The 11,378-nt window shown below is 50.0% G+C and carries 13 protein-coding genes; 3 read left to right on the top strand and 10 right to left on the bottom strand.

Going from position 1 to position 11,378, the window contains the following annotated elements:
- Nucleotides 1–192 precede the first annotated feature (192 nt).
- The 4 genes from hemE to ACOQOZ_RS12755 all read right to left on the bottom strand — a co-directional run bounded on the left by hemE (nt 193) and on the right by ACOQOZ_RS12755 (nt 3,933).
- Nucleotides 193–1,257, bottom strand: a complete 1,065-nt coding sequence (gene hemE, locus ACOQOZ_RS12740; RefSeq protein ID WP_420588549.1) for a uroporphyrinogen decarboxylase — start codon at nt 1,255–1,257, stop codon at nt 193–195.
- 81 nt (nt 1,258–1,338) lie between these two features.
- A complete protein-coding gene (locus ACOQOZ_RS12745) occupies nt 1,339–2,712 on the bottom strand; it encodes a sensor histidine kinase (RefSeq protein WP_420588550.1) in 1,374 nt (457 codons plus the stop codon).
- Nucleotides 2,713–2,869: 157 nt separating this feature from the next.
- Complete coding sequence (locus ACOQOZ_RS12750) at nt 2,870–3,565, bottom strand: response regulator transcription factor (RefSeq protein WP_420588551.1); 696 nt, start codon at nt 3,563–3,565, stop codon at nt 2,870–2,872.
- A gap of 95 nt (nt 3,566–3,660) precedes the next feature.
- Nucleotides 3,661–3,933: a late competence development ComFB family protein gene (locus ACOQOZ_RS12755; protein WP_420588552.1), complete on the bottom strand. Its 273-nt coding sequence runs from the start codon at nt 3,931–3,933 to the stop codon at nt 3,661–3,663.
- Between the two features lie 104 nt (nt 3,934–4,037).
- Here ACOQOZ_RS12755 and ACOQOZ_RS12760 point away from each other — a divergent pair, with 104 nt between their 5' ends.
- Nucleotides 4,038–4,460: an HPP family protein gene (locus ACOQOZ_RS12760; protein ID WP_420588553.1), complete on the top strand. Its 423-nt coding sequence runs from the start codon at nt 4,038–4,040 to the stop codon at nt 4,458–4,460.
- A 21-nt stretch (nt 4,461–4,481) separates the two neighbouring features.
- On the opposite strand, the gene ACOQOZ_RS12765 is transcribed toward ACOQOZ_RS12760, so the two are convergent.
- Nucleotides 4,482–5,612: an HD domain-containing phosphohydrolase gene (locus tag ACOQOZ_RS12765; RefSeq protein WP_420588554.1), complete on the bottom strand. Its 1,131-nt coding sequence runs from the start codon at nt 5,610–5,612 to the stop codon at nt 4,482–4,484.
- Between the two features lie 220 nt (nt 5,613–5,832).
- On the opposite strand from ACOQOZ_RS12765, the gene ACOQOZ_RS12770 reads away from it, so the two are divergent.
- Nucleotides 5,833–6,174: a TraR/DksA family transcriptional regulator gene (locus ACOQOZ_RS12770; protein WP_420588555.1), complete on the top strand. Its 342-nt coding sequence runs from the start codon at nt 5,833–5,835 to the stop codon at nt 6,172–6,174.
- Nucleotides 6,175–6,228: 54 nt separating this feature from the next.
- Here the strand turns inward: ACOQOZ_RS12770 and ACOQOZ_RS12775 are convergent, their stop codons facing one another.
- The 5 genes from ACOQOZ_RS12775 to ACOQOZ_RS12795 all read right to left on the bottom strand — a co-directional run bounded on the left by ACOQOZ_RS12775 (nt 6,229) and on the right by ACOQOZ_RS12795 (nt 9,757).
- Nucleotides 6,229–7,086 (bottom strand): potassium channel family protein, encoded by an 858-nt coding sequence (locus ACOQOZ_RS12775; RefSeq protein ID WP_420588556.1) that lies wholly within the window; start codon nt 7,084–7,086, stop codon nt 6,229–6,231.
- Between the two features lie 59 nt (nt 7,087–7,145).
- Nucleotides 7,146–8,174 (bottom strand): hypothetical protein, encoded by a 1,029-nt coding sequence (locus ACOQOZ_RS12780; protein ID WP_420588557.1) that lies wholly within the window; start codon nt 8,172–8,174, stop codon nt 7,146–7,148.
- A gap of 168 nt (nt 8,175–8,342) precedes the next feature.
- Nucleotides 8,343–8,780, bottom strand: coding sequence for an OsmC family protein (locus ACOQOZ_RS12785; protein ID WP_420588558.1), 438 nt, complete (start codon nt 8,778–8,780; stop codon nt 8,343–8,345).
- 5 nt (nt 8,781–8,785) lie between these two features.
- A complete protein-coding gene (locus tag ACOQOZ_RS12790; RefSeq protein WP_420588559.1) occupies nt 8,786–9,334 on the bottom strand; it encodes a Tll0287-like domain-containing protein in 549 nt (182 codons plus the stop codon).
- A 39-nt stretch (nt 9,335–9,373) separates the two neighbouring features.
- Nucleotides 9,374–9,757: a rhodanese-like domain-containing protein gene (locus tag ACOQOZ_RS12795; RefSeq protein ID WP_420588560.1), complete on the bottom strand. Its 384-nt coding sequence runs from the start codon at nt 9,755–9,757 to the stop codon at nt 9,374–9,376.
- Nucleotides 9,758–9,980: 223 nt separating this feature from the next.
- Here ACOQOZ_RS12795 and ACOQOZ_RS12800 point away from each other — a divergent pair, with 223 nt between their 5' ends.
- Entirely contained in the window at nt 9,981–11,354 is a 1,374-nt protein-coding gene (locus tag ACOQOZ_RS12800; protein WP_420588561.1) for a sigma-54 interaction domain-containing protein, read from the top strand.
- Nucleotides 11,355–11,378: the final 24 nt, after the last annotated feature.

Raw genomic sequence — 11,378 nt, forward strand, 5'->3', positions numbered from 1 at the left:
ATCGGTCGTCCGAATAGTCAGGTTAAATGAAAGATCGGGGTGCTATAAGAAAGATAGCACGATCCTTGCACAAGCCCTATATGGCTGCCGGTCATCAGAGTAAAGAATTATCAGACAAAGTAACAATCGGGCGAAAAAAAACGGCGTCTGAAAGACACCGTTTTTTCAATTACTTAAGCCATATCCGTGCGGTTACTGATGGTATTCAGGGCTGAGTTCAACCACAGCTTCAACAAACGCTTTGGCATGCTCCGGATCCACAAACTGGTGAATACCATGACCCAGATTAAATACCTGGCCGGAACCGTTACCGTAGCTTTCGAGAATTCGCTTAACTTCCGCACGAATGGTTTTCGGCGAAGCGTACAGTACCGATGGATCCATATTGCCCTGCAGCGCTACACGATCACCAACACGACCACGGGCGTTACCTATATCGGTGGTCCAATCCAGACCCAGCGCATCAGCACCGGTATCGGCCATGGCTTCTAACCACTGACCACCACCTTTGGTGAACAGGATAACGGGGATTTTATTGCCTTCGTGCTCACGCTTCAGGCCAGCAACGATTTGCTGCATGTATTTCAGCGAGAACTCGCGGTAACACACATCGCTAAGGCTACCGCCCCAGGTATCGAAGATCTGTACCGCCTGGGCACCCGCTTCGATCTGAGCATTCAGATAATCAATCACCGATTTCGCCAGAGTATCCAGCAACTGGTGCATCACTTCCGGCGTGTCGTACATCATGGCCTTTACGTGACGGAAGTCTTTTGATGAACCACCTTCAACCATATAAGTCGCCAGCGTCCACGGGCTACCGGAGAAACCAATCAGCGGTACACGACCATTAAGCTCAGTGCGAATGGTGCTGACGGCTTTTAACACATAATCCAGATCGGCTTTGGTGTTCACCACATTCAGGCTGTTTACGTCTGCTTCAGTACGGATGATCTTTTTAAAACGCGGGCCTTCACCGGTTTCAAAATACAGACCCAAACCCATCGCATCCGGGATGGTCAGAATATCGGAGAACAGAATCGCAGCATCCAGCGGGAAGCGTTCCAGCGGCTGAATGGTTACTTCACAGGCCAGTTCGTGGTTCTTACACAGCGACATAAAGTCACCGGCCTGGGCACGGGTCGCCTTGTATTCAGGCAGATAACGGCCCGCCTGACGCATCATCCAGATCGGGGTACGGTCAACCGGCTGGCGCATCAGCGCCTTCAGAAAGCGATCGTTTTTTAACTCAGACATGGGATTCCAGAAACTAACGAGTGAAAAATTGGCCGGCATCATAGCAAAAAAGCCAGCAAATTACCTGACACTGAGCAAGCCTCAGGCTTGCTCCTCAACCAAAGGCAAACGAATATCTGCCTGCAGGCCACCATCAACATGATTACTCAGTTCCAGCGAACCGCCATGGGCACGCACCACCTTATCGGCAATGGCCAAACCAAGGCCAAAGCCACGATGCCCCTGGCCCAGAGACGCCTCACTGCGTTGACGGGCATCTTCATTACGAACAAACGGCCGTAACAGGTCGTCCAGTTTATCCTCCGGAACACCGGGGCCATGGTCGCGGATATTCAGCAGCAGCCAGTCGTCTTCATCGGCCAGCAGAATGTCCACCGACGTTCCCGGGTGAGTATGTAACAAGGCATTGCGGATAATATTCTCGAATGCCGCCGCCAATAGGCGTGGATCAGCCAATACCAGCGACCGTGCCGCACGGGAGCTAATCTGCAGCGAGCCGTCCGGCCGCTCAAAACGGGCATCTTCAACAATATGGCGCAGTTGCTGTTCGCAGTTAATCGCCTGCCAGTGTTTCTGGTCCTGTTCAATTTCCAGCCGCGCCATACCCAGCAGATCGCCAATTAATTCATCCAGGCGCTGAGTTTCCAGTTCAATACGATCGAGAAATTCTTCCTGCTCCGGCACCGCATCCAGCCGCGCCAGTTCCAGTGCCACCCGCGAGCGAGCCAGCGGCGAGCGCAGTTCGTGAGAAACATCTCGTACCAGCTGACGCTGATCCTGAATTGAACGCTCTAATTTGCCCGCCATCTGATTAAATTCGCGGCTCAGGTCACCAATCTCATCCTGGCGAAGACGCAGATTTCGCGGAATTCGCACAGACCAGTCACCCTTCGCCATCGCTTTTACGCTGCGTTGCATATGGCGTAACGGTTGAGTCAGATAACCGGACAATAAAAAACCCAACACCGCAAACAATGCCAGCGAGGCACCAAAACCCCAGGCCAGGTACGTAGGTAAATTAAATACTGCCAGCGGATGAACAAACTCCACCACCAGTAAATAAAAACGCCCGTCGTAACTTTCAATAGGGGCTTTTACGATAATTTCAGAACGGCCCAATGGGTCAACACGGGCTTCGTAAGATTCTGACGAGAATGCATATTCACGCACCTGATCCGGCACATTATCGAGCAGGCTGATACCGGTGCTGTCGAACACGTACGCATTTACACTGGGATGGCGCTGGAAGGTTAACAGCCATTCGATTAATAACGGTTCGCCACCGTATTGCAGCGTCAGTTCAGCCGCAGAAATATAGCCACCGGTCGGGGCAATCAGGTTGATCGATTCGTTTGACCATTCGCGGTAATAGGCGGCCAGAACCAGAGTTACCAGAGTCGCGACGACGCTGGTTAATAGAAAAGCGAGAAATATTTTTACAAAAATACCGCGCATATAATTTTCCCAAAAACTGAATATCTGGCAGGCAGAAAAAAGCCCCATTACTTTTTTCTTGCCGAATCCAAGGCACATCCCTGTGCCTGAGATTCTACCGCAACATCCTGTTGCTGCGTCAAAAAGTAATAGGGCTTCTTTCTAGGAAAGTGAAAAATCAGGCTGCATCTTCGCCCTGCTCAGGGGAATAAATATAACCAATACCGCGCACGGTTTTAATACGCTGGTCACCATTACGGTTAGGGCCAAGTTTTTTGCGTAAATTACTCAGATGCATATCCAGGCTGCGATCGTAGAGCGTTAACGAACGCTGCATCGACTGCTCTGCTAAGCGGTTTTTTTCCACCACTTTTCCGGCTTCACGAGCGAGTACACACAGGATATTAAATTCGGTGGCAGTCAGGTCGAGTACATTGCCTTCGCGGCTGACCTGATGCTGATCGAGGTTGATCATCAGTTCATCTAATTCGATATTGGTGTCGGCCACATCGGCGGTACGGTTGCGGCGTAATACTGAACGCAAGCGGGCTGCTAATTCGCGTGGGTTTGCCGGTTTAGGCATGTAGTCATCGGCACCGATTTCCAGACCTTCAATACGGTCCATCTCGTCGCCTTTGGCGGTCAGCATCAATACCGGTAAATCACTGCGCTGACGAATCGATCGCAGAATTTCGACACCGTTGCCGCCGGGTAACATAACATCCAGAATAACGGCCTGATATTTACCGGTTAAAGCCTCTTCCAGGCCATTACGGGCATCGTGCACCAGAGTTACTTTAAATAACTCGCGCTCCAGATAGCGCTTTAACAGTTCGCACAATTCCAGATCATCATCAACCAGCAGAATATTCATAGTTCCCCCAAAACGTTGGCCACAGTGTCTTGGATTCCCGCCTTAACAATCAAGTTCAGAATCTCGTCTTTACGTTTTGTAAAGATTGCCATGGGTTATTCAGTATCGTCGCGGCGATGAGCGGCAATAAACTCAATCGCCTCGGCCACCGCTTCTTTCACCCGCTCGCTGATATCGTGCAGTTCATTGGGCGACATATAAAACGCCATATCCACTTCGTGGCGAATATAACGTGGCGGTAAATGATTTAACGCAACGCAGGCAACATCAGCCAGATAGCCGTGGTCGCCCTCTTCCGGTAAGCGCCGCAATACCTCTTCGGCTACCAGCTGCTCATAATAGTTGTGAATATTATTGGTAATGTTCATAAAAAGGCCGCCTGTTTTCAGCAAAATCGATGTGTTCAGCATAGCACCGGGGCAAATTCCTGCTTTACTGAAAGGCACAACATTTACTGCAGTACGGAGCTGATATGAAACAGGTCAGTGATATCATGATTCGCAATCTGATCACGCTGAAACCAACGTCCAATCTGAAAGACGTTGAAGCCATGATGGCCAGCCGCCAAATCCGCCACATTCCGGTGACCGATGACGATCAGAAGTTACTTGGGTTAATTACCCAGAAAGAGTTTCTGGCCGAAGCGTTTCGCATTACCGATAAATTTGGCGCCCACCAGCTGGCGCAGTATCTGACCCAGACCCAGCTGTCAGACTGTATGAAAACCACCCTGACCACCGTCCACCCGGAAACCGATCTGCGTGAAGCCGGAGAGTCGTTGCACTCAATGAAACAAGGTTGTTTGTTGGTGGTGGATGAAGACGGAATTTTACAGGGGATCCTGACATCACAGGACTTTGTCAAACTGGCGCTGGACCTGCTGCCACACCAGTAGCGACCAGCAAACTGAGCGGCGTTATGGGTAACGCCGCTGAATCTCAATAATCTTTTCCTGATTTTCGACAATCACCGCAACGCAATCTTTGTCTAACTGACTGTCAGCCATTTGCTGCAATTCCTCCAGGCTACGCTTCATCGACCATGCCGGTTTATAACTGCGCTGATTCAGCAAGGCATCCAGAATATCAGCCACGGCAACTATCCGCGCCTCCAATGGAATCTCCTGCTCACCTTCGCAGCCCAGATAACCACTGCCATTCATTTTTTCGTGATGGTACATGACAATATTGCGCAACATCTCAGAATGCTCCATGTCTCCCAGCGCAAACGCCTGCAACGCTCCATCAACAATGTCACGACCGATGGTGATGTGTTGGCGCATCTCCTCAAACTCTTCTGCAGACAGCTTTTCCGGCTTGTGCAAAATCGCATCCGATATCGCCACCTTGCCAATATCATGCATCGGCGCAAACAGGGTGATGTATTCAATAAAGTCGTCGCTCAGCCGATGGCTGGTTTGCAAACCGCGGGCAATCAGTCGTGCCAACAGCGCCATACGCCGTACATGGCTGTGGGTTTCTGTTGAGCGCCGTCCGGAGATATCCGTGGCAAAACGAATTAACGCCTGAATTTGTGCCACTCCCTGACGTTCCTGCACCAGCAACTGCTCTATCAGGTGTGCCCAGAGATTGCAGTAGGCCACCATTTCCGGCCGGAAATAATCCGCCTTCTTAGAATTCAGAAACAGGAAGCCCAGCAGCTGTCCGCCGTGCCGTAATGGCATGGTAAAACTGGAACGTAAGCCCGCCGATAACAACGCCTGGGAATGATCCGAAAGATTCTGTTCCTGACGAAAAACCCGCATATCAGAAACCACCCGCACACTGTTGCTGTCGGCCAACGATGCCAGTGACGGCGCCTGTTCCAGTGGCAGGCTATAACCCAACAATGGTGTTGCTTCGTCACTTTCGTACATAAACGAAGAAACGGTTTGCTCTTCTTCATCAAACAGCGCCAGCGCAAAGCGATGCACCCCTTCGTACTGCTCACGCAGCACCCGATACATATGCTCCAGGCGCTCCATAAATGGCTGGTGTTCTCCCAGAGCCCGATAAGGGTCGGTCATCAACAATGGCTGAGACATCATATTCTCCCGTGACAGCAATACTTACTGCGACGTTTACAAAGCAGCCTGGGCATTCATGGGCCTCTGTTTAAGCAGCTCTTGTTCGAACCTCTAAGATCAGAAAAATCATCGCAGTTTACAGCCTAGGTGATTAATCCGGTGACTCACTGATACAGGTCAATAGCTGATCAATAGAGCTCCTCTAAGCTCGTAGAGAGAGTCAAAACGCAGGGATAACAATATGAATTTAGATGCGATTAAAAACGAGTTAACAGAACGTAAAGCGTTATTGGAAAAACGCGCTGACAAAGTGGAGCGTGATGCCAGCCATCGTGACCAACCGCTGTCAGCTGACTTTGCAGAACAGGCCGTTGAGCGTGAAAACGACGATGTGCTCACCGCCATTGGTGAAGAGTCACGTCATGAAATTGATCTGATTAATAAAGCGCTTCATCGTCTGGAACAGGATGAATATGGTGAGTGTCAGGGCTGTGGTGATGACATTGATGAGTTACGTCTGGCGGCAGTGCCTTACGCTGAGCTTTGCATCAAATGCGCTGAAAAACTGGAGCAAACGGCTTAATCCAGTAACCGACCTCGCTCTTATACAATGAGCCGTCGCCGCTTAGCCGACGCGTTAATCAACGCCGGTTTCGCGGCTGTTGCCAGAGGTTTGGCTGGCATTTTCTGCCCTGCGCTTTTCTACCTCTTCCGAATACGCAATTAAGCGATCCAGTTTGCCTTCCAACGCTTCAATACGATCCGCCATTTCACTCAACCGATCGGTATTGGACTTCTCTTTGTTAATCAGTTCTTCTTCGTCCTGCTGCATAAAAAACGAAGAAAAACTTGCGGTTAACATCGCAAATAAACCAATCCCCATCAGTATCAGAACTGATCCGAATAAGCGCCCGGCGGTACTGCCGGGAACAATATCACCGTAACCCACAGTCGTAACCGTAACCCAGGCCCACCAGATGCCATCAAACGGAGTTTCGACATTCGGGTCGATCACGGCCATTAATGTTCCGGCAATCACGATAATAATAAAACTGACCATCAGGGTGGGGCCCAAATGATTTCGCCCCATAATTTTCCGGAAAGTACCGGACATATTCATCAGTACAATAAAGATGGCAAGCAGTCGTAATACCCGCAAACCACCGGCATGGGGTAAGGTCTCCCACAATACGGGAAGCCCGGCGGCGACAATAACCAGATTGGCCCAGTTATTAATCAGATAACGTTTTTTGTGATCAACGGCCAGAGTCAGAACCAGGGTTTCCAGCAGAAAGAAAGCCCAGATAAACCAGTCAGTGAAAGCCGTAACAGCAATACTTTTTTCCGCCTTGGATTCGAGGTACCACTCGAACACGATCCACATGGCAATAAAAATCATCGGCCATTCAAACGCACGGCCAAGTTTTATTGCGCGTTTATTTTCGTATGGGCCAACACCGGAGAGACCAATAATATTTGGCAGAGGGGAAACCATGGGGTTCTCTGAAATCCATTAAACATATCCGTTAATAATAGTTAAGAACCCCGCTGCTGTCAGTTACTCAACTGCCGCGCCAACAGCAATAAATCTTCCAGATGGATGTTCGACAGCAACTGGTAGTGAATACCATCGCGCTGCAGTTCTACACTGCTGATCGATGGCGCCTGCAATAACTGGCCATCCAGGTTGTTATCAAGTTTTACTCTGGCTCCAGCCGGTGTTGCTGCCATTGGTGATGCTTGCTCAGCCGTCATCAACAGAAAATAGTGAGAATTTTTATAATAAACCGCAGCACCATCTTTACCCTGATCACTGAAAAAGTAGCCTGGTTCTGCAAGCTTCCAGCGCTCGGATTCAACCTTAGGCCAGGCAGGTGTAAATACGGCCGATTTCTTAAACTGATCGGCATTCAAAGCATGAGTTGAGAGATTCCAGGAGCGCAATTGTGTTGTCGCGGGTAACTGCGCATCCGGCAGAGAAAAATCATTCAGATTAAAATCGATTTTTTTATTTTCCATGGATAACACCGAACCATCGCGAAAATAAAAATCGCCTTTCATTAACAACGAATAATCGTAATCAATAAATAGCTGGCTTTTCTGGATCTCGCGCTCATTATCTTCGGCATTTAGATCCACTCCCACAGAAATACGACTGGCAACTTCGATCGATGGCGTAAAAGTGCGCTGATAATATTCATGGTTGGCCCAGTACATATCCTCAGCCTGGACTTTCGCACTGTCGGCGGAAGGGCCAGCTAAACCTTTCACTAATAACGCCTGGTTGCTCTGGGGCGAATAATATTGCAGCTGACCATTCTGATAACTGAAGGTCACACCCTTAAAATCCAGCGGCTGTTCAACCTGCATGTAAAAATCGGCTGGCTGGCGAAACTGAACCGCGGTTGTAATCACACCATCCGGATGGTTCTGTTCAACCAGGGCACGATAATTCTTAACCTTACTGGTATTTTCGTAGGTTTTATCGATCCAGAACTTATGGATGCCTTCAGATTTGGAAGCGGTTGCCAGCGACGCTGCCAGTAACGCAGAAGAAACAAAAACCAGTCGTTGCAGAAACATAGTGTGCCCTTTGGCTGAATGAAGCTGTGCGCTATTGTCACAACAAGGCAGTCACTATACGAGAACCTGATACTGGTGAGAGGATTAACGGTTACAAAACCCACACTTTCAGATGAGGCCCGTTAAGCCAGATGTAACAACTTACACTGACTTAACAACCATGCTGGCTCAGAAGCGTACTTCAACACTCATTTCGGCTGCCACCGAATTGGCAATAAAACAATGAGCATGGGATTTTTCGTGCATTGCTTTAATCGTTTCAGGGTCGGGAATTTTGTCACCACAAAATTCGACTTGTGGATTCAGGATGATTTTCTCCACCCAGAATTTACCATCTTCACGCTTCCCTAAAATGGCTTCAGCATCATCCTGATAACTGGCAACCTGCAGTCGTTTTTTCGATGCCAGCACCAGAAATGTCTGCATATGACAGCTGGCCATGGCCGCCGCCAGGAGCTGCTCCGGATCAGCACCAAAATCATTATTGGCGCCACCGGTTGTCAGACTGACGTCATCCTGAAAATGAATCTGATGGCGACGTTCAAATCCTTCATGGCTGAACTCGCCGTCTTTTAACCATCGTACTTTCGCGATATGACTGGCCATCTGGATTATTGCTCCTGTAATTTTTTACTCATTGTAAAAGCACCGCGCAATTCGCCTGGCTTAAAGCCACGTGCCTGATCATGCGGGTATAGCGCATCTAACTTGGCGGCAAGCGGTGCTGCAATGTTTTCACCGTGACAAGCGAGACAAACGCCTCCGGTTGGAATCGCTTTCATATAACGAAACCGGCCATTTTCCGTTTTACTGGCTTCCAGAGTTTTCGGATCGACACCGGCTTGTAACTTTTTCGAGAAATCCTGCATCACCGATGTTTCCCAGGCATCCGCAACATTGTCGCCATTGCGGATTTTCAACGCCGTGCGGCCCACCTGCCAATCTCCCTGGCTCAGGCCAGCGGCAATTATCGGCGCCTGAATATTGCAAACCTGAATCGCCGCCGCCGGGCCATCGGCTTTCATGCTTTTTTTCAGCGTTTGCTGTAATTGCGTCGCCAACTGCTTGGTGTGTTGTCGCGCCTGTTTTATTAGTGTGTCATCAGCCTGCGCTGGCAGAATCACGCCAGCCAGCACTGTCATTATCATCAAGCGTTTCATTATTTTTGCGTCCCGGCATGACTGCCTTGTTATCATCAATTACTGATAGATGTTCGGATCAACTTCAACCTTATGCACACTGCCAGACCAGCCATCAAAGCCGCCCACCAGCATATGTACCTGATCAAAACCCATTTGTTTTAAGGTGTGGGCAGCCAACGTCGAGCGCCCGCCATTTTTGCAATACAACAAGATATTCGCTTGCGGGTTGGCTAACGCCGGATGATTACCCACCATAAATTCCAGCAAGCCGCGCGGTACATTCACTCCACCCGGCAAGTGGCCCATATCAAACTCCGCTGGTTCACGCACATCCAGCACCACGACACCGTCCTGTTGCAGTAATGCTTCAGCGGCGTCAGCAGTTACCGGATTGACCGAATCACGTGCCTGGGCCAGCAGATCTTCTTTGGTTAAAGCCATCTTGTTCACTCCAAAAGATATTTAAATAAACATACCGTTATATTAGCAATTTATAAAAACCGGAAAAGCCCTCAGATCAACTTTCTGTTTTTCCGCGCTATCTTTCTCGAGTTCACACACCCTCCCCCTGCCTGAGCAAGGTACAGGCCAGCTCAACTTAGGTTGTTAAAAGCGACTGATGAACAGATTCGACCAAGGCACAGCTTTACCCCAGTCAACCAATATGCCAAATTTGGCATATTGGTTCCGCAACGATCTGACAGCCATGACCGAGCAGTCCCCCTCACTTCCCGCCATATCCACCCTGCTGGACGCTATTTCTGCTCCAGCGGTATTGATCGATCGCGATTACCGCATCTGCGCCAGCAATGTGGCCTATCGCCAGACATTCACGGAAGGTGATCCCAGGCTGCAGCGAAAATGTTATGAAGTTTCACACGGTTATAAGGTGCCCTGCGATCAGGCTGGGGAAACCTGTCCGCTGCGACAATGCCTGGAAAGCGGCCAGCGCCAGCGCTTGCTGCATATCCACAACACCGCCAAAGGACGGGAGCACGTTGATGTTGAGCTGAACCCGATCCGCAGCGAAAACGGTGACATCCAGTATTTCGTCGAAATCATGCACCCGGCCAGCCGCCCATCAGAACACCACAAGGCCATGATTGGTTTCAGCCCAGCCTATACCCGCATGCTGGAATTGCTAAGCCGGGCAGCCCCGGCAGATATAAGCGTGTTGCTGTTAGGAGAGTCCGGAACCGGTAAAGAATTAGCCGCTCATTATCTGCATAGCAACAGCGATCGGGCCGACAAACCGTTTGTCACAGTTGAGTGCTCCGGCTTGACCGAATCATTATTCGAGAGCGAATTATTTGGCCACGAGAAAGGGGCTTTTACCGGTGCAATCCATCGCAAAGAAGGACTGGTAGAAGCCGCACGAGGCGGGACACTGTTCCTCGATGAAGTCGGCGATATCCCACTGACGATGCAGGTGAAACTGCTGCGCCTGATCGAGTCCGGCAGTTATCGCCCGGTTGGTAGCGTGAATCCGAAACAAGCCGATTTCCGCCTGATTTGTGCCACTCACAGGCAGCTGCCACAACTGGTTGAACAAGGAAAATTCCGCCAGGATCTGTATTACCGCATCAGCCCATTTCCGGTGATATTGCCATCACTGCGAGAACGCCAGCAGGACATACTGCCGTTGGCACAACACCTGCTGCACAATCTCACCAGCAATCGCGGCTTAACCTTTTCTGCCGAAGCTCAACAATGGCTGCAGCAACAGCGGTTTCCCGGCAATATCCGCGAACTGCGCAACCTGATTGAACGCAGCGTTTTATTGTGTGACACCGATGAAATTGGCGTGACACAGCTGCAACCGGACATGGGGGCATTCAGTGAACAACCAGCGGCGGACATGATTGAATTCAGTCAAGTACAGCAAAGCGACCAGATTATTCCACTGGACCAGGTGGAGCAGCATTATCTGGCCCGTATCGCCGCTCGTTTTGATGGTGATAATGCCACGCTGGCGAGTAAGCTACAGATCAGCGAGCGCACCCTGTATCGAAAACTGAAAGCCATAAAACAGAATTAGACCAATGCGACCCCCGTCAGTCGC

This window comes from Bacterioplanoides sp. (assembly GCF_965219715.1).
GTDB lineage: Bacteria > Pseudomonadota > Gammaproteobacteria > Pseudomonadales > Oceanobacteraceae > Bacterioplanoides.

Excerpts from the sequence above, each read along its gene's own strand:
- hemE (WP_420588549.1), bottom strand. The coding sequence starts at position 1,257 with ATGTCTGAGTTAAAAAACGATCGCTTTCTGAAGGCGCTGATGCGCCAG.
- ACOQOZ_RS12745 (WP_420588550.1), bottom strand. The coding sequence starts at position 2,712 with ATGCGCGGTATTTTTGTAAAAATATTTCTCGCTTTTCTATTAACCAGC.
- ACOQOZ_RS12750 (WP_420588551.1), bottom strand. The coding sequence starts at position 3,565 with ATGAATATTCTGCTGGTTGATGATGATCTGGAATTGTGCGAACTGTTA.
- ACOQOZ_RS12755 (WP_420588552.1), bottom strand. The coding sequence starts at position 3,933 with ATGAACATTACCAATAATATTCACAACTATTATGAGCAGCTGGTAGCC.
- ACOQOZ_RS12760 (WP_420588553.1), top strand. The coding sequence starts at position 4,038 with ATGAAACAGGTCAGTGATATCATGATTCGCAATCTGATCACGCTGAAA.
- ACOQOZ_RS12765 (WP_420588554.1), bottom strand. The coding sequence starts at position 5,612 with ATGATGTCTCAGCCATTGTTGATGACCGACCCTTATCGGGCTCTGGGA.
- ACOQOZ_RS12770 (WP_420588555.1), top strand. The coding sequence starts at position 5,833 with ATGAATTTAGATGCGATTAAAAACGAGTTAACAGAACGTAAAGCGTTA.
- ACOQOZ_RS12775 (WP_420588556.1), bottom strand. The coding sequence starts at position 7,086 with ATGGTTTCCCCTCTGCCAAATATTATTGGTCTCTCCGGTGTTGGCCCA.
- ACOQOZ_RS12780 (WP_420588557.1), bottom strand. The coding sequence starts at position 8,174 with ATGTTTCTGCAACGACTGGTTTTTGTTTCTTCTGCGTTACTGGCAGCG.
- ACOQOZ_RS12785 (WP_420588558.1), bottom strand. The coding sequence starts at position 8,780 with ATGGCCAGTCATATCGCGAAAGTACGATGGTTAAAAGACGGCGAGTTC.
- ACOQOZ_RS12790 (WP_420588559.1), bottom strand. The coding sequence starts at position 9,334 with ATGAAACGCTTGATGATAATGACAGTGCTGGCTGGCGTGATTCTGCCA.
- ACOQOZ_RS12795 (WP_420588560.1), bottom strand. The coding sequence starts at position 9,757 with ATGGCTTTAACCAAAGAAGATCTGCTGGCCCAGGCACGTGATTCGGTC.
- ACOQOZ_RS12800 (WP_420588561.1), top strand. The coding sequence starts at position 9,981 with ATGCCAAATTTGGCATATTGGTTCCGCAACGATCTGACAGCCATGACC.